Raw genomic sequence first — 16809 nt, 5'->3', positions numbered from 1 at the left:
ATCTAAGCGAGTGACCGGATCGGGATGAGTGAGGATATGGCTTCGGAACCGTTATTGCAGGTGCTCGGCGTGCACAAGCGCTTCACGGGCGTGCACGCGCTGCGCGGCGTTACGCTCACGTTCGAGCGCGGGCAGATCTATCACCTGCTCGGCGAGAACGGCTGCGGCAAGAGCACGCTCATCAAGATCATCTCGGGCGCGCAGCCGCCCGACGAAGGCGAGATCGTGATCGACGGCGCGCATCATGCGAGTCTGTCGCCGCTCGAATCGCTCGCGGCGGGCATCGAGACTGTCTATCAGGACCTTTCGCTGCTGCCGAACATGAACGTGGCCGAGAACGTCGGCCTCACGGCGGAACTCGCGGAACACGGCGGGCGCCTCTCGCGCACCTTCGACCGGCGCGAACTCGCGCGCACGGCGGCGCGCGCGCTCAACGCGGTGGGCCTGCCCGGCGACGCCGATTTTCAGGCCACGCTGATCGAACAATTGCCGCTCGCGACGCGCCAACTCGTGGCGATTGCGCGCGCCATCGCGAGCGAGGCGAAGTTCGTCATCATGGACGAACCCACGACCTCGCTCACGCAAAAGGAAGTGACGAACCTGATCGCCGTGCTCGCGCAGTTGCGCGCGAGCGGCGTGACCGTGCTGTTCGTGAGCCACAAGCTCGACGAATGCTATGCGATCGGCGGCGAAGTGATCGTGCTGCGCGACGGCCAGAAAGTCACGCAAGGGCCGATCACGAATTACACCAAGGCGCAGTTGAGCGAATTGATGACGGGCCGTTCGCTGTCGACCGAGCGTTATCGCGCCGCGTCGGCGGATGCGAACGTCTTGCTCGACGTGCGCGGTCTCGCGCGCGCGGGCGCGTTTCGCGACGTGTCGTTCACGCTGCATCGCGGCGAGATTCTCGGCATCACGGGGCTGCTCGATTCGGGCCGCAACGAACTCGCGCGCGCGCTCGCGGGCGTCGCGCCCGCGCAAAGCGGCAGCATCACGCTCGAAGGGCAAGCCATCTCGCTGGCCACGCCCGCCGACGCCAAACGCGCGCGCATCGGCTACGTGCCGGAAGACCGCCTGAACGAAGGGCTCTTTCTCGACAAGCCGATTCGCGACAACGTGATCACCGCGATGATTTCGAGCCTGCGCGACCGCTTCGGCCAGATCGACCGCGTGCGCGCCCGCGCGCTCGCCGAAGACACCGTGAAGGAATTGCAGATCGCCACGCCGAACGTGGAGAAGGCCGTGCAGTCGCTCTCGGGCGGCAACCAGCAACGCGTGCTGATCGGCCGCTGGCTCGCGATCGATCCGCGCGTGCTGATTCTGCATGGCCCGACCGTGGGCGTGGACGTGGGATCGAAGGACATCATCTATCGCATCATGCAGCGGCTTTCGGAGCGCGGCATCGGCATTCTGCTCGTGAGCGACGACTTGCCGGAACTGCTGCAAAACAGCGATCGCGTGTTGATGATGCGTAAAGGCCGTATCGCCGAGGAGCATCGCGCCGAAGGCTTGACCGAAGCCGAGCTGTATCGCGCGCTGCTCGCGGAGGCCGCGTGATGCACGCCGCGCATTCATTGCCGTTTCGTCCGATGTCGTTTCGCCCAATGTCGCTTCGCCCGATGAATCACACGCAGCAGGCAACCGCATGAGCATGAATCAGACCATGAGCACGTCCAACACCGTCGAAGTCGCGCGTCAGTCGCCGCCGCTGAACTGGCGCGCCAAACTCGCGCGCAATCCGGAGTGGTTCACCGGCACGCTGATCGTCATTACCTGCGTGGTGGTGGCGTCGATCAATCCGCGCTTCTTTCAGTGGGCCACGCTGTTCGACCTGCTGCATTCGGCGACCACGACCTCGCTGTTCGCGCTCGGCACGCTCGTGGTGCTGGCGTCGGGCGGCATCGACGTGTCGTTCACGGCCATCGGCGCGCTCACGATGTACGCGATCACCAAGGCCGTGTTCGCCTGGTGGCCCGATGCGCCGTTCGCGCTGATTCTCGTCGCGGGCGCGGTGGGCGGCGTGTTGCTGGGCATGATCAACGGGCTGCTCGTGCATCGTTTGCAGGCGCCTTCGCTGATCGTGACGATCGGTACGCAGTATCTGTATCGCGGGGTGCTGCTGACTTTCGTCGGCACGGTGTTCTTCATGAATATCCCGCACAGCATGGATCATTTCGGGCGCATTCCGCTGATCGCCTACAAGACCGCCGACGGGCTCAACGCGGTGCTGCCCGCGTCCGCGATCGCGCTCGTGCTGGCCGCGCTGCTCACGTGGTGGCTGCTCAATCGCACGATGATGGGACGTGGCGTCTACGCGATGGGCGGCAGCACGGCGATCGCGGAACGCCTCGGCTTCAATCTGCGCGCGATCCGTCTGTTCGTGTTCGGCTATACGGGTTTTCTGGCGGGCGTGGCGGGCATTCTGCACGTCTCGAACACGCGGCTCGCCAATCCGTTCGATCTGGTGGGTTCGGAACTCGACGTGATCGCCGCCGTGATTCTGGGCGGCGCGCGCATCACGGGCGGCAGCGGGACGGTGGTCGGCACGCTGCTGGGCGTGGCGCTCGTCACGCTCATCAATAACGTGCTGATTCTGATCGGCGTGCCGAGCACCTGGCAGAAGGTGGTGATCGGCGCGTTCATTCTGGTTGCGGGGACGTTGTTCGCGCTGCGCCGGCGCGGCTGAGTTTTATCGACGTCGTCAACAAACCAGCAAACGGGCGGCCGTGTAGTGCACGGGCCGCCCGTCGCGCATTCAGGCCTTGCTGCGTTTGCGCGGCGCGGCGCCTTTTTCGGTGATGACCGACGCGAAGTCGCCCATCTGCGCGAATCGCCACGCTTTGACGACGCCGATTTTGCTTGCGTCCGCAACGAGATGGCTTTCGACGGCGCTCGCCATCGCGGCCTGCTTGAGCGCCACTTCGTGGAAATTCCAGCACGTCACGCCGCGCGCTTCGTCGATGCCGCCCGCTGAAATAAAGGCTTTGTTGATGCCCATTCGGCGCAGCATCTCCAGACTTTCGTCGCCCGCGAACGAGTCCGACGACGGCACGTACACGCCGCCCAGCAAGATCATGCGCACGTTGGGCATGCGCCGCAGCACTTCGGCCACGTTCAGCGAATAGCACACGGCCGTGATCTGCAGATGCGCGGGAATCAGGCGCGCGAACGCGGCAAGCGTGGTGCCGCAATCGATGAAAATGGTGTCGTTTTCGGCGATCAGACGCGCCGCATGCGCCGACGCCTGCGCCTTGGCTGCCGCGAAGTGATCCTTCTCGTGTTCGAGCGAATAGCCGGCGGCGTTGGGCACGTGCTCGGCGCTGACGATATAGCCGCCGAGATAGGTGAAGCGCTCGGGATTCGCGCCGATGTCGCGCCGCACGGTCATTTCGGACACGCCGAGCAGCGCGGCCGCGTCCTTCAGATGCATGACGTTGTGTTGGGCGAGCGCGTCGGCGAGCGCCTGCAGCCGGTCGGGTTTGGCCATGTGATCGTCCGCCTTGCGCGCCGGGGAGGGGCGCAAAATCCGTTAGATTTGTATCGATAACTTGATCGGATTATAACAAGGCGGGATGCCCGTGTGACCGCCAATGCAGGTTTGCACGCGTTTTTAAGCGTGTTTTATGCGTGTTAAGGGATGCGTTACGACGTGCGCTCGGGCAGTGCGGAAGCTGCGGGCAACACGATGCGGATGCACGCTTCGTCGTCGCTGAACGCGCCCGTGAGCGTGCCGTCGTGACCCTTGACGATCGCGTGCGCGATATACAGGCCGAGGCCGAGTCCGCCGCGGTTGGACGGATTGTCGAGTGAGCCGCTCTTGAACGGATCGAGCAGCCGTTCGAACGGCGCGGCCGGACGTTCGAGCAGGCGATTGCGGATCTCGATGCGCGGTCCTTCGCTCGTGAGCGTGGCGGCGAGCGTGACGCCTTCGCGCGCGTCGCCGTGCTTGCGCGCGTTGCCGAGCAGGTTGGTGAGCGCCTGCGCAAGCCGGTCCGGGTCGATATAGGCGTTGCCGAGGTCGCCGTCGATGTGCACGTCGAGCATCATGCCCGGATGCGCGAGGCGCGTCTGTTCGGCGACCGATTCGAGCAGCTCGCGCAGCGGCGCGTCCTCGCGCTTGAGGCCGAGCCCCATGCCCGAGCGGATGCGGCTCACGTCGAGGATATAGCCGATCAGCGACTGCATGCGCCGCGTCGAGCCTTCCACGCGCTTGACCGTGTCGTTGCCGGAGGCGAGGCCGCGCCCCATCAGCAGCATCGCCATGTTGATGGTCTGGATCGGATCGCGCAGATCGTGGCCGAGCGTGGCGAGCAGCGTGGTTCTCGCGCGCTCCGATTCGCGCATCTGCACGAGCGCGATTTCCTGCAGGATCGAGCGCAGTTCGCGCGCGGCCAGTTGATCGAATTCGCTCCAGTCGCGGCAACGGCCCGTGACGGTCTGCTTCCAGACTTCGAACGAGCCGCGCGGCGTGAGGCGCGGGCCGTTCGGGCCTTGCGCCACGACCTTGTCGGGCGGCCCGGCCCAATGAATCGTTTCGACCAGTTCGTCGCGCAGCCACACGATCGTGATGCGGCTGTCGCCCTGCATCTGGATCGCGAGGCAGCCCGCCGCGCGGCTCGCGGCGAGTCCTTGCGCGAGCGTTTCGGGCAGCGCGTCGGCGGCGCTCGAACAGGCCAGATGATCGACGCGCGTGCGCGCCATGTGTTGTGCGAGTTCGAGCAGCGTTTCGCGGCATACGGCGTCGGCGTGCTTGCCGCGCAGCACCACTTCGTGATCGACGACGAGCGCGACCGCTTCGCAGTCGACGAGCGCGGCAATGTCGGGCGCGGCGCGCGCGAGTCCGGCGAGCGGCGCGTCGGCTTGCGCGAGTTCGCCGGCGATGCGCGCGCGCAGGTCGTGGATACGGCGGTCGGCGTCGGCGCGCTGGGTCGCCTCGATCTGGCCGACGAGAATCGACACGATCTGCGTGAGCACCGTCGACGAAAGCCGCACCGCATGCGATGCGCGATAGGGCGTCATGTGATGGCAGGCGAAGAGGCCCCAGAGCTTGCCGTCGCGGATGATCGACACGCTCATCGACGCCGCCACGCCCATGTTGCGCAGATACTCGATATGGATCGGCGAGACGCTGCGCAGCACCGAATGGCTCAGGTCGAACGGCATGCCCGTTTGCGGATGCAGCGGCGGCTCGATCGGCACCGGCTCGGCGTTCACGTCGGCGATCAGGCGGATCGGATTGAGCACGTAGAGGCGGCGCGCCTGCTGCGGAATATCGCTCGCGGGATAGCGCTGCTGCAGGTAGGCGGGCAGGTCGTCGCGCCGGGTTTCGGCGATGACTTCGCCGCTGCCGTCGGCCATGAAACGATAGCCCATCACGCGGTCGAAGCCGGTCATCGCGCGGATCGCTTCGGCAGCGGCTTGCAGCAACTGCCCCACGTTCTCGTGGCGCGCGGCCTGCAAACGCTGGATCGCGCGCTGCGCGAACAGCGCGAACTGCGTGGCGGCCGGCGACTTCAGGCTGATCTGTTCGAACTCGACGACGAGCGTGTCGTCGGTCCAATGCATGATGAGATCGAAGCGCTCGCCCGACGCGCCCTTGCATTCCACGCTCTCGCTCGTCATCTCGCGGTCGGCGAGCGCGGCGCGGATCGTCTGGCGCGAGAGCGGGCTCAAATGAAGGTCGGTGATCGGCTCGCCCAGTTCGGGCACGGCGCCGAGCCACTCGCGCGCGTTGGCGCTGCGCGCGATCAGGCGGCCTTGCGTGTCGAAGCACAGCAGCGCGCCATGCGGCTGGACGCGGCCCAGCAGATGAATCGGCTCGCGGTCGCAGTTCGCGACGATTTCAGCGATTTCGGGCTTGTTCAAGGTCGAGTGGCTTCGGCTCTGACGGACGCGCGCAGAGGGCCTGCGGCTTTTGCGTAACTTTCGCATTGTCCGCGAAGCATGCGCGCGCTGCCAAGGAGAATCGTGGCGCGGGGCGCGATCCGATGCGCCGCGATTACGTGAGCCGATGCGGCGATGCGAACGGGCGAGGCGCGATCGTTGCGCGATGCGCTGCGGGTGCGAACTGTGGCGCGGCCCGCTGTGTCGCTCAGGCGCCCGTGCGCTCCGACTGCCGCGTGACGAGCGCTTCCGCCTTGCGCGCGGGCGTTTGCGCGGACATCTTCGCGAGCAGGGCGGGCAGCGTGCGGAAGGTCAGCACCGAACCGGCCACGGCGAGCAGCAGCGGGAACAGCAGGTCGTGGCTCGCGTGCGTAAACTCGACGATCAGCACGATCGCGGTGAGCGGCATCTGCATCGACGCGGCGAGGAACGCGCCCGCGCCGATCAGCGCGCACGCGCCCGGCGCCATGCCGGGCAGGAAATGATTCCAGACGCCGCCGAGCACGACCGCGAGCAGCGCGCCGTTCGTGAGGCCCGGCGTGAGCAGGCCGCCTTCGGCGCCCGCGCGCAGCGTCGACGCCTCGATCGCCACCTTGAGCACGAGCAGCGCCGCCGCGAGCCCGATGCCCAGTTCGCCGCCGAACGAGAGCGACGCCGCGCCCTTGCCGTTGCCCGCGAGTTGCGGAAAGACCATCGTGAGCGCGCCGATCGCCGCGAAATTCAGCACCGACAGCACGACGAGATTCACGCCGCGCGGCGCATGGGCGCGCGCGCTCGACGTCAGTTGCACGAAGCCATAGGCGGCGAGGCCGAACAGCGGCCCGCAGACGGCGGCCCAGATCAGCAGCGGCGCGCTCGCCACGAAGGCGGGCACGACGTATTGCTGCTCGTTGCCGAGGCCGCTCCAGGCGACGACGGCGGCGACGGTCGAGGTCACGAGCGCGGCGATCATCGCGCGCGGCGCGAAGGTGCCGAGCAGCACTTCGAGCACGAATACGGCGCCGCCGAGCGGCACGTTATAGACCGCGGCGAGGCCCGCGCCCGCGCCGCAAGCCACGATCAGGCGGCAGTCGTCGCTGGAGAGACCGGCGCGATGCGCGAGGCGTCCGGCGAACAGCGAGCCGATTTCGCGCGGCGCGACTTCGCGGCCGAGCGGCGAACCGAGCGCCACGGTCACGATCTGCAGCAGCGCATGCACGACGGTGCTCACGAACGGCATGCGCGGATCGGCCGAGGCGACCGCCTTGCGGATGCTCACGAGCGGCTTGCCGTAGCGATACAGCGCGGCCCAGCCGAGACCCGCGACGAGCCCGCATGCGCTCAGCACGATCAGACGCCGCAGCGGTGCGGCGGCGCTCACGCCATCGAGAAAACTTTCGTGCCCGACGAGCTGCCCGAGGCTGTAGCCGTAAGAGATGTGCTGGACGAAGTGCAGCAGCAGCGCGAGCGCCATGCCGCCCAGTCCCGCGCCGACGCCCGTCAACACGGTGACGAGCGCGAAGGCGAGCGGTTTGCTGGGTGCGGCGGTGGCGGGACGAGCGTTCATGGCAGCCTGCTTGAGGGCATCGGGTTATTAATTACGGGATAACCCGCATGCTACCGGCTCGCGCGTATGTTTGTGGTGACTTATTTAGATAGATTGATGAGTTTGATACATGGACGCCGCCGCTCAAGCGCCGTGCCGGCTCCGGGTAAAGCGTTGTTCGGTGACTTTCGTGCCCCACTGATCGCCTTCGGCTTCGCTGACGAGTCCGAATCCGAACGATTCGTAAAGATGGCGCGCCGCGTGCAGGCCCTTGAAGGTCCACAAATACGTTTCCTTGAAGCCCGCGTCGTCGACGTATTGCATCGCTTGCGTCATCAGTTGCCGCCCGACGCCCGCGCCGCGCAGGCTGTCGTCGACGATGAACCAGCGCAGGTGCGCGATGCCGGTCGCCAGGTCGCCGTCGATGGCCAGCGAGGCCAGCGCGCGGCCGTTCTCCATGTAGAGCCAGAGCGCCTTGCCGGTGGCGGGCAAGGCGCCCGCGAACGCGGCCAGTTCGGTCGCCACGCGCTGCTCGAAGAACGCGCCGAAGCCCCAGTGCGCCGAATAAAACCGCGCGTGCAGGCTCGCGATATCGCCGATACAGCCTGGCCGGTAGCCGTCGGCGATGGCGCCGTCGCGCGGGGAGTCAGCGGGTTTCGGGTCTGGTTTCGGATCCGACGCCGGGTCGGACTTCTGGTTGGGGTTGTCCTGCGAGAGCGCGTCGGCGTAGAGGGCGAGCGAGCGCACGAGCGCGTGCTGCTCGGACGGCACCATGCGCCGCAGTGCGTGTGAGACCTGATCGGTGGCGAAGCGGTCGATGCGCTGGCGCAGCGTTTCGCCCGCGGGCGTCAGATGCAGCAGCGACGAGCGGGCGTCTTCGGTGGAGGCGGTGCGCTGCACGAAACCGGCCGCTTCGAGTCGCGCGACCTGGCGGCTGGTGTTCGATTTGTCGAGACGCAGGATCTGGCCGAGATCCTTTGCGCTGATGCCGGGCGTCGCGCCGATCTCGATGACGGCGTGCACGGCCGAAGGCGCGAGGTCGCTATCGGCGAGTGTTGTGCGCATAAAGCCCAGTTCGCGCACTAATTTCCGCGAAAAATCGCGTATTTCGAGAATCGTGCTATCTCGGGGTGTGACGGGAACATCGACGAAATCCATGGCGCGACTCGCATTGACCAGTGTGAACCGTCAATATAGTTGCGAGTCGCAACCAATTCAAGCGGCAAATTGGCGGCGGGCGTCGAGTGGCGTCGAGCAGCGTGGATGAGCGTCCGCGCGCCTTAGCTTTGCCCCGAATGGCGCAGCCGTTTGAGCACGAGCACGCAGAGCGCGGGCAGATGCACGACGCCCATGCCCGTGGCGATGACGGCCCACGGCGGCGCGGCGGGTCCGGCCAGCATCGCCGACATCACGCCGAACGCGAGCCCGACGAGCAGCAGCACCGCGTGGGCGATCACGCGTTTGCGCAATCCGGCCGTGTAGCGCGGCAGGGTCACGTGGACCCAGGCGACGATCAGCAGGGCAACGGTGGTCACGGCGGCAAACATGCGATTTTTCTACCTTCTTTGCGTTCGATAAACGGGATTGGCGGCGTTCGTTGCGTTCGTAGCGTCCTTCAGGAAGCTTCACGCCGCGTCTCAAACCCAACGTATAGCGTGTTCCACGCGATGCCGCAACGCGCGCAGGCGGGCATCGCGATTGCGCTGAACGGGCAGTGAGAGGTCGCGAGCTTTCAACGGAGGTCAGCCATCATGAACGACGAACGCGAAGAACGCATCCGCCGCCGCGCGTATCAGCTTTGGGAAGACGACGGTTCGCCCGAAGGCAAGGCCGACGAATATTGGGGCCGCGCCGAAAAGCAGGTCGCCGCCGAATACGATGCCGAGGGCGAAGTGTCGGACATCGCCACCGATCAGGCGTCCAAGCGCCGTCACGCCGGCGCGCCGCTTCAGGAGGCGGATGTGATGCCGCCCGCCGAACTCGCGCGCGACAAACGGCGCGGCTGACCGGCTTCCTCGTCTTCTGACTGCGCGACGCGGTCCGCACGACCGCCGTACACGCTTGCCCGCCGAGCCGTTCGCGCGAACGGATGCCAAGCACGGGTGCTAAACTCGTGCGCAGGAGATGGCATTCCTCCTGCATTTTCCCCAACCGCCGGACCGGCAGCGCTGCTTCCTGCTCCGGCTGATGATGCCTGCGAGTCCTGGGTCGGGACGCCGCGGGCTTGCGCCTGGCGTGTCACCGCCCAGCGTGTTCAGCGCATCGACCATCGCGCACGCGTCGGAGAGAACCATGCAAGGCAGCCAGCTGACCATTTACGTAGCGAACCAGACCCATCGCGTTCATCACCTTCCCATCGTCGAATGGATACTCGACGAAGCACGGCAAGCCGATATTCCCGGCGCCACGGTCGTCCCGGTGGCCGAGGGCATCGACACGCAGGGGCGCTATCATGCGGCGCGTTTCTTCGAGCTCGCGGAGCAATCGGTGGCGATCGCCTTGATTGCCGACGATGCGCGTATCGACGCGTTGCTCGGCAAGCTTGCGGGCGCCGGCGTGCGTCTGTTCTATACGCGCGCGCCGATCGAATATGACTCGCTGGGCGAGAACGCAAGCGACGACCGAAGCGCCGACCAAGGCGAAAACGCAAACAAGCGCGGTTCGGCGTGATCATCGCGTAGAGCGGATTGGCGAACCCGGCGCGAACGTCCGCGCAGCGGCCGGTGAACTAGAATGGAAACGTATCCCGCAGGCATTCCGCCACGCGGGCGAGGCGCGTCATGCACGGCTATCAGCTCACGTTCTACACCGAACAGAATTGCCACCACGGTCATCGGACCGTGTGCGAATGGCTGCTGCACGAGGCGAAGCAACTCGGCATTCAGGGCGCGACCGTGATCCATTGCGCGCAAGGCACCGGCCACGCGGGCGAGCATCACGCGGCGCACCTGCTCAAGCTCGCCGACCAGCCCGTGCAGATCATGCTCGCCGTCACCGAGGACGAAGCCGAGCGTCTGCTCGACGCCGTCAAGGCCGCGCAGGTGAAGGTGTTCTACACGCGTTCGCCGGTCGAGTTCGGTCTGATCGGCGAGCACGCGCCGCCCGCCGCGACGAAGCGCTTCGCGCTGTTCGGGCGCAAGCCGCACTGAGTCCGCGAACCGGCTTCACGGCTTCATCCGCCGCAATTTGATCAGTTGCGGCGCGCAGGCTTGTCGCATAAAATCGCGGCACTTTCGGAGATGGCATTCCTCCCGTAACCGCACCGCTTCCCGGCGGCGCTGATGATGCCTACGAGTTCCTGGGTGCAGGAGGTCGTGGGCCGTCCATGCGACGCCTCCTGTCGCCCGGGTTTGACGTCGACTCAAACCTGGATTGCAATGAAATACCTGAAGTCTCTCGAATCGTTCGCGATGGTCGTGTACCTCGCGCGCTGGCTGCTGCTTTCCTGCGTGCTCGGCGCGCTCGCGGGCACGGCCTCGGCGGTGTTCCTCTTCGCACTCGATCTCGCGACCGGCACGCGCGTCGCGCATCCCTGGCTGCTGTGGCTCTTGCCGTTCGCGGGTCTCGCGACGGGCTGGGTGTACCTGCGCTTCGGCCAGTCGGTCGAGGGCGGCAATAATCTGCTCATCGACGAAATCCACGATCCGCAGAAAATCGTGCCCAAGCGCATGGGGCCGCTGGTGCTGGCGGCGACTGTCGTCACGCATCTGTTCGGCGGCTCGGCGGGGCGCGAGGGCACGGCGGTGCAGATGGGCGGCGCGCTCGCCGACCGCATCACGCACCTGTTCGGGCTCGGCCGCGAAGATCGCCGCATTCTGCTGATGGGCGGCATCGCGGCGGGTTTCGCGTCGGTGTTCGGCACGCCGCTCGCGGGCGCGATTTTCGGGCTCGAAGTGCTCGCCATCGGCCGCTTGCGCTACGACGCGCTGCTGGTTTGCGTGGCGTCGGCGCTGGCCGCCGATCAGGTGTGCCGCCTCTGGGGCATCGAGCACACCGTTTATACGATTCTGTTCGTGCCGCACGCGTCGGCGGCCGGACTGGCGTCGGCGATCGTCGCGGGCATCGCGTTCGGTCTCGTCGGCATGCTGTTCGCAGATTCGACGCACGCGTTGTCCGCGTTCGTGAAGCGCAAGATCGCCTGGGCGCCCGCGCGGCCCTTCGTGGGCGGCGTCGTCGTCGCGGTGGCGGCGACGGCGCTCGGCGTGCCGCAGTTTCTCGGGCTGGGCATTCCGACCATCGTGCAGGCGTTCCAGCAGCCGCTGCCGGTCTACGACTTCGCGGGCAAGTTCGCCTTCACGGTTGTCACGCTCGCGTCCGGCTTCAAGGGCGGCGAGGTCACGCCGCTGTTCTATATCGGCGCGACGCTCGGCAACGCGCTCGGCCACGTGCTCGCGCTGCCGATGCCGGTGCTGGCGGGGCTCGGTTTCGTCGCCGTGTTCGCGGGCGCGGCCAATACGCCGATCGCCTCGACGGTCATGGCGATCGAGCTGTTCGGCGCGGATATCGGCGTGTACGCGGCGCTGGCCTGCGTGGTCGCGTATCTGTTTTCCGGGCACACGGGCATTTATCGCGCGCAACGCGTGGGGCAGGCGAAGCATCCGCTGCTGCCGGCGGGCGTGCGGCTTTCGGAAATTCCGGCGCTGCGCCGCGCGCGTCGCGACGAGGCGCGTGCCGCGAGCGAAGTGAACTGACGTGAACGACGTGCCGGGCGTTTGACGGCGCGGCGCGCATCGCGTCAAAAGACGAGAAAATGGCGAGAGACTGTGAGCAAGGAGAAGTCGATGGACAAGCCGGAAGCGATCAACAGATTGCCCGACGCGGTGTGCGCGCGTTTCGACGGCACGCATCTCGATGCGGCGACGGGCGAGGCGATCCGCCTCTCGACGGTTGCCGCCGACGGCTGGCCGCACGGCGCGCAACTGAGTGTCGGCGAGATCCTCGCGCTGAGCGCGAGCGAATTGCTGATCGCGATCTGGCCGCAGTCGAACACCACGCGCAATCTGCGGCGCGACGGCCGTCTGACGCTCTCGCTGGTCCACGACGGCGCGATGCTCGAAATTCGCGGCGAGGCGAGCGAACTCGCCCAGTCGCTGCTCGATCTCGCGGTGTTCCGCGTGCGCATCGTCTCGGTCGACGGACATCGCGCGACATACGCCGAGGTGCTCAACGGCGTGACGTATCGCCTTCACGAACCGAAGAGCGTGCTCGCGCGCTGGCGCGAGCAGATCGCGAAGCTGCGCGCGATTATCTGAGCGCAGCGCGGCAGGTTTAGTCCTGCTTGTCCGCTTCGGACCACGAATCGGCTTCCTTCGTGTCGCCCGTCACCGAATACAGCACCTGCGTATTGCGCGTCTTGAGGAAATCTTCGAGCGCTTCGCCGCGCATGGCCGCGTAAATGTGCAGATTCGAGGTGCCGACCACCGCGCCGAGTTTCTCCAGCATGAAGAAAATCACGCCGTAGTGGATCAGCCCGCGCCAGTCGCGGCGGCGCACCAGATCGCGTTCTTCTTCGCTCAGGCCTGCGGCTTCGAAGGTGCTTTCCGGATCCTCCAGGAAGGCGCGGCGATGCGATGCGTCGATCAGCTCGTGCAGATATTTATTGAGCCGATACGCCTTCACGCTCGTCGCCACATCGAACGGATAGGTGCCCGTAAGCGTCTGCGCGCCGTCGAGCTGACGCGCCATGTGCGCGCGATGGCGCGCCTGCGCCTCGCCCGGCAGCGCCGCCGCCGTGTTTTCGAGCACGAGCGTACCGATGCCCGTCATCGACGGCAGGTAGTAGCCGCTGTGCACCTTCTTCACGCTGGACGCGAGTGCGCCGCGCATGATCAGCCACATGATGACTTCCGCGCCTTCGAGGCCGCCCAGTTCGGCGTACTCGGCGTGCGTGAGTTCCGCGAGCGCTTCGGGGTCGTTCGCGATGGCGTCCATGAACTGATGGTCCCACGGCACGTTGTTGAAACCCGCGCGCTCGCCGTGAACCTGGTGCGAGAGGCCGCCGGTCGCCATCACGACGACGCGCAGATCCTCGGGATAGCTTTCGACCGCGCGGCGCAGCGCCTGGCCGAGCCGGAAGCAGCGGCGCGCGCTCGGAATCGGGAATTGCAGCACGCCGACCTGAAGCGGCACGACGCGCACGGGCCAGCCTTGCGCGTTGTGGTCGAGCAGCGCCGACATCGGCGAGAAGAAGCCGTGATCGAGCGGCTTGTCCTGGAAGAACGCCATGTCGAATTCGTCGGCCACGAGGCTGCGGGCGATGTGCTGCGCGAGCTGCGTATCGCCGCCGATGGCGGGCAGGGCGCGCGCGCCGCCGCCTTCGTCCGCGACTTCATAGCGCTCGCCGATGCCGAGCGCGAACGCCGAGTAATGATCGAAGAAGAACGAGGTGACGTGGTCGTTGTAGACGTAGACGATGACGTCCGGCTTCTGCTCGCGCAGCCAGCGCTTGACCGGTTCGAAGGTCGCGAAGATGGGCGCCCAGGCCGGGTCGTCCTGTTTGTGCGCGTCGAGCGCGAAACCAATGGTGGGCGTATGCGAAACGGCGATGCCGCCGACGATCGTGGCCATGAGTCTCCTCCTGCTGGCGGTTTATTTGGGCGAATGCGCCGACTCTAAACTTGCGTGCAGGTTATGTAAATTGACTTTGAGCGTGACTTTCCATAACCTCAGGTGATGAATTTCGACGACTCATTCGACCCTGATCACGCCCCTGGAACACCCGCCGCCACGCGCGCGCTGATCGCCGCGCGGCTGCGTCTGCGGCATCTGAACTGCATCGTGGCGATCGCCCAGGAGCGCACGCTCGCGCGCGCCGCCGCGCGGCTGAATCTGAGCCAGCCCGCCGTGTCCAAGACGCTCGCGGAGCTGGAGCAGTGGGCGGGCGCGCGGCTCGTCGAGCGCGGCCGCAACGGCGCGGCGCTCACGGCGGCGGGCGAGCATTTTCTGCGTTACGCGCTCGATGTGCGGCGCGCCGTGGAGGCGTCGGCGTCAGCGCTGACGCGCGAGGATCTGGCGCGCGTGCAGTCGGTGCGGATCGGCGCGCTGCCCACGGTCGAGGCGGCCGTGCTGCCGCCCGCGATTCTGCGCGTGCAGGCCGTCATGCCGCAACTGGGCGTGAAGATCCACTCCGATTCGAACAGCGAATTGCTGCGTGCGCTGAAGGCGGGCGAGGTCGACCTGATGATCGGACGCATGGCCGAACCGGCGTCGATGCAGGGCGTTTCGTTCGAATATCTCTATACGGAGTCGCTGGCGATGGCGGCGCGCGCCGGGCATCCGCTCGCGCGCGCGGGCGCAGCGCCCACGCTGGAGGACGCGCTCGCGTACCCGCTCGTGATCGCGGGCGAGCAGACCGCGCCGCGCCATCACACCGAGGCGTTTTTCGAGTCGCGCGGGCTCGCCTTGCCGCCCGGTTGCGTCGAGACGCAGTCGGCGGCGGTGGCGCGCGCGGTGGTGCAGGCGTCGGATGCCGTGTGGATCGTGCCGCTGCGGGTGGTCGAGCAGGAACTGGCGGCGGGCGCGCTGGCGCGCATCGAGGTGCCCGCGCCGCACGGCGTCGAGCCGGTCGGCATGCTGCGGCGCACGACCGTGCCGCTGTCGGACGCGGCGCAGGCGTTCATGGAGGCGCTGCGCGAGGCGCAAGAAGGCGAGGGGAAGGGCGGCGGGAAAGACTAAAAGAAATTACATCTGGCGGATAGCGTTCGAAGGAGTCGCATCGCTTAATCTGCGTGCATTCCATCACGGGTCCGCGCCCACACGCGGATAGCGCCATGCGACGTCTCTCCCGAATCCTGGTCGCGCTGCTTGCGACGTTCTGCAGTCTGTCCGCGTTTGCCGCGCCGCGTCTCACGCCGCAACAGTGTGCGGATTACCCGTTCAAGCCGGTGGCCGCGGGCAAGGTCACGCACCAACAGTTGATGCGCGAACTCGGCGAACTGGAGGCCCGGGGTTACGACCCGGGCTCCGACGACGGTGTGTATCCGAGCGATCTGCAAGCCGCCGAAAAGCAGTTGCACGTCGATTACCGCACGCAATGCCGTCCGGTCAGCGGGACCTGACGGCAGCTTCGTTACGCGATGCGCGCATTGCACGCATCGCACATGACGTCGCTTAAAACGCGATGGCCACGCCGAACATCGCGACGAACTGGTTCGCGGTCGACGACGGCGATGTGTTCTGCGAGTCGCCGACCACCGGCTGGGCGTCGATGATGTCGCCCGCGCCGTTCGCGCCGAGCGTCTTGCCCGAAGCGTGCTGGTACGCCTGGATCGTGTAGAGCGTGGTGCGCTTCGAGAGGTGATACAGCTCGCGCAGCGAAATCTGCTGATAGCGCGCGGCGTCGTGAATGCCGTTCGCCGCCGACGCGCGCGTGTAGCTGTAGCCGCCCGACACTTCGAACGGCGTGCTCACGCGGTAGCTGACGAGCGCGCCGTAGGTGTTGAACACGGCGGTGTCGGTGAACATCGAGTGCGAACCCGGGCGATAGAGCACGTTCGAGTAGTTCACGCCGAACAGCAGGTTGCCGACCGTGTACGTCGCCAGCGCCGCGAAGTGCTGCACCGCGCGCGCCGACAGATAGCCCTGGTTGAGGACCGAATGCGGGAACGTCGCGCTGGCGGACGTATCGAAACCGCCCGTGTAGGTGCTCGTGTTTTCCATCCGCAGATAGCCGGCCGCGACCGAAAGCGGGCCGCCGTCGTAGCGCAGCGCCGCGCTGATCAGATTGCCGCTTTGCATGCTGCCGGGCTGGCCGCCGAAGCCGTATTGCACGCTGCCGCGCACGCCCGCGATGGTCGGCGAGGTGTAGGTCACCGAGCTGTTCGAGCGGATATCCGTGTCGAAACCGTCGATGTCGCCGGGGTGCGCGCCCGTCGCGCCGGTCAGGTACGTGACCGGGCCGAGCGTGCCCGCGAGCAGATAGTAGGGCGTGTACTGGCGGCCCATCGTGAGCGTGCCGAGGTGGCTGTCCTGCAGGCCGACGAACGCGTAGCGATTGAACGCGAGGCCCGCCGACTGCTGCGCGCCGGTGCCCGGATCGAAACCTTCCTGCAGATCGAAAATCGCATTGAGCGTCGAGCTCAGCGCCTCCGAGCCCTTGAAGCCGAACTTCGAGGCGTAGAGGTTGCCGTTGCGCATGTAGACGTTCGAATGACCGCCCTGGTTATTCGCGTAGGAGATCGCTTCGTCGACGTTGCCGTACAGCGTCAGGCTGCTTTGCGCATGCGCCGTTTGCGACAGCATCGCCGCGCACATCAGGAGCGAGCCGCTCCAGAAAAGGTGTTCTGTTTTCATGATTGTTGCCGCGAAGTTTGCGTGGCCGCTGTCTTCGTCGTGTTTTAGGTGTCTTCACGTACGCGCCCCCGCCGGTCGGATCGACGGCGGGGGCGCGTTTTCAAATTTGA

Annotated in this window: 16 protein-coding genes and 2 riboswitches; of the genes, 9 read left to right on the top strand and 7 right to left on the bottom strand. The window is 66.6% G+C overall.

Going from position 1 to position 16809, the window contains the following annotated elements; translation table 11 throughout:
* The first annotated feature begins 24 nt into the window (after positions 1-24).
* On the top strand, positions 25-1557 hold the full coding sequence (locus SB764_RS24075; RefSeq protein WP_065065012.1) for a sugar ABC transporter ATP-binding protein: 1533 nt from the start codon (positions 25-27) through the stop codon (positions 1555-1557).
* Between the two features lie 106 nt (positions 1558-1663).
* Positions 1664-2686 carry an ABC transporter permease gene (locus SB764_RS24070; RefSeq protein ID WP_373681727.1) on the top strand — a complete coding sequence of 341 codons (1023 nt, stop codon included), beginning with the start codon at positions 1664-1666 and terminating at the stop codon, positions 2684-2686.
* Between the two features lie 69 nt (positions 2687-2755).
* Here the strand turns inward: SB764_RS24070 and SB764_RS24065 are convergent, their stop codons facing one another.
* From SB764_RS24065 to SB764_RS24045, 5 genes are all read right to left on the bottom strand, one after another.
* Entirely contained in the window at positions 2756-3487 is a 732-nt protein-coding gene (locus tag SB764_RS24065; protein ID WP_065065014.1) for a DeoR/GlpR family DNA-binding transcription regulator, read from the bottom strand.
* A gap of 155 nt (positions 3488-3642) precedes the next feature.
* Entirely contained in the window at positions 3643-5865 is a 2223-nt protein-coding gene (locus SB764_RS24060; RefSeq protein ID WP_176081209.1) for a GAF domain-containing protein, read from the bottom strand.
* Between the two features lie 226 nt (positions 5866-6091).
* Positions 6092-7429 carry a chloride channel protein gene (locus SB764_RS24055; RefSeq protein WP_124261264.1) on the bottom strand — a complete coding sequence of 446 codons (1338 nt, stop codon included), beginning with the start codon at positions 7427-7429 and terminating at the stop codon, positions 6092-6094.
* A 123-nt stretch (positions 7430-7552) separates the two neighbouring features.
* Positions 7553-8566, bottom strand: a complete 1014-nt coding sequence (locus SB764_RS24050) for a GNAT family N-acetyltransferase (protein WP_410865157.1) — start codon at positions 8564-8566, stop codon at positions 7553-7555.
* Between the two features lie 122 nt (positions 8567-8688).
* Entirely contained in the window at positions 8689-8955 is a 267-nt protein-coding gene (locus SB764_RS24045; RefSeq protein ID WP_065065017.1) for a hypothetical protein, read from the bottom strand.
* Positions 8956-9159: 204 nt separating this feature from the next.
* Here SB764_RS24045 and SB764_RS24040 point away from each other — a divergent pair, with 204 nt between their 5' ends.
* The 5 genes from SB764_RS24040 (at position 9160) to SB764_RS24020 (ending at position 12660) form a co-directional block, all read left to right on the top strand.
* Complete coding sequence (locus SB764_RS24040) at positions 9160-9414, top strand: DUF2934 domain-containing protein (RefSeq protein WP_410865155.1); 255 nt, start codon at positions 9160-9162, stop codon at positions 9412-9414.
* A 105-nt stretch (positions 9415-9519) separates the two neighbouring features.
* Positions 9520-9612: riboswitch (Fluoride riboswitch) on the top strand.
* Positions 9613-9700: 88 nt separating this feature from the next.
* Entirely contained in the window at positions 9701-10078 is a 378-nt protein-coding gene (locus SB764_RS24035) for a DUF190 domain-containing protein (protein WP_065065019.1), read from the top strand.
* Positions 10079-10188: 110 nt separating this feature from the next.
* Positions 10189-10557 (top strand): DUF190 domain-containing protein, encoded by a 369-nt coding sequence (locus SB764_RS24030; RefSeq protein ID WP_065065020.1) that lies wholly within the window; start codon positions 10189-10191, stop codon positions 10555-10557.
* 77 nt (positions 10558-10634) lie between these two features.
* Positions 10635-10706, top strand: a riboswitch (Fluoride riboswitch).
* A gap of 79 nt (positions 10707-10785) precedes the next feature.
* Complete coding sequence (locus SB764_RS24025) at positions 10786-12099, top strand: voltage-gated chloride channel family protein (protein ID WP_410865153.1); 1314 nt, start codon at positions 10786-10788, stop codon at positions 12097-12099.
* 90 nt (positions 12100-12189) lie between these two features.
* A complete protein-coding gene (locus SB764_RS24020; RefSeq protein ID WP_410865151.1) occupies positions 12190-12660 on the top strand; it encodes a pyridoxamine 5'-phosphate oxidase family protein in 471 nt (156 codons plus the stop codon).
* A gap of 16 nt (positions 12661-12676) precedes the next feature.
* Here the strand turns inward: SB764_RS24020 and SB764_RS24015 are convergent, their stop codons facing one another.
* Positions 12677-13975 (bottom strand): gallate dioxygenase, encoded by a 1299-nt coding sequence (locus SB764_RS24015; protein WP_410865149.1) that lies wholly within the window; start codon positions 13973-13975, stop codon positions 12677-12679.
* Positions 13976-14080: 105 nt separating this feature from the next.
* On the opposite strand from SB764_RS24015, the gene SB764_RS24010 reads away from it, so the two are divergent.
* Together SB764_RS24010 and SB764_RS24005 are read left to right on the top strand one after the other, a co-directional pair.
* Positions 14081-15082 (top strand): LysR substrate-binding domain-containing protein, encoded by a 1002-nt coding sequence (locus tag SB764_RS24010; protein ID WP_410865147.1) that lies wholly within the window; start codon positions 14081-14083, stop codon positions 15080-15082.
* Positions 15083-15177: 95 nt separating this feature from the next.
* Positions 15178-15465 (top strand): DUF4148 domain-containing protein, encoded by a 288-nt coding sequence (locus tag SB764_RS24005; protein WP_183039247.1) that lies wholly within the window; start codon positions 15178-15180, stop codon positions 15463-15465.
* 52 nt (positions 15466-15517) lie between these two features.
* Here SB764_RS24005 and SB764_RS24000 read toward each other — a convergent pair whose 3' ends face one another.
* Positions 15518-16699 carry a porin gene (locus tag SB764_RS24000; protein WP_065065025.1) on the bottom strand — a complete coding sequence of 394 codons (1182 nt, stop codon included), beginning with the start codon at positions 16697-16699 and terminating at the stop codon, positions 15518-15520.
* Positions 16700-16809: the final 110 nt, after the last annotated feature.

Origin of the sequence: Paraburkholderia sp. SIMBA_027 (genome assembly GCF_046535315.1) — a bacterium.
Lineage (GTDB): Bacteria > Pseudomonadota > Gammaproteobacteria > Burkholderiales > Burkholderiaceae > Paraburkholderia > Paraburkholderia tropica.
Note: the sequence above shows the minus strand (reverse complement) of the source record. Positions and strands in the feature narration are given on the sequence as shown.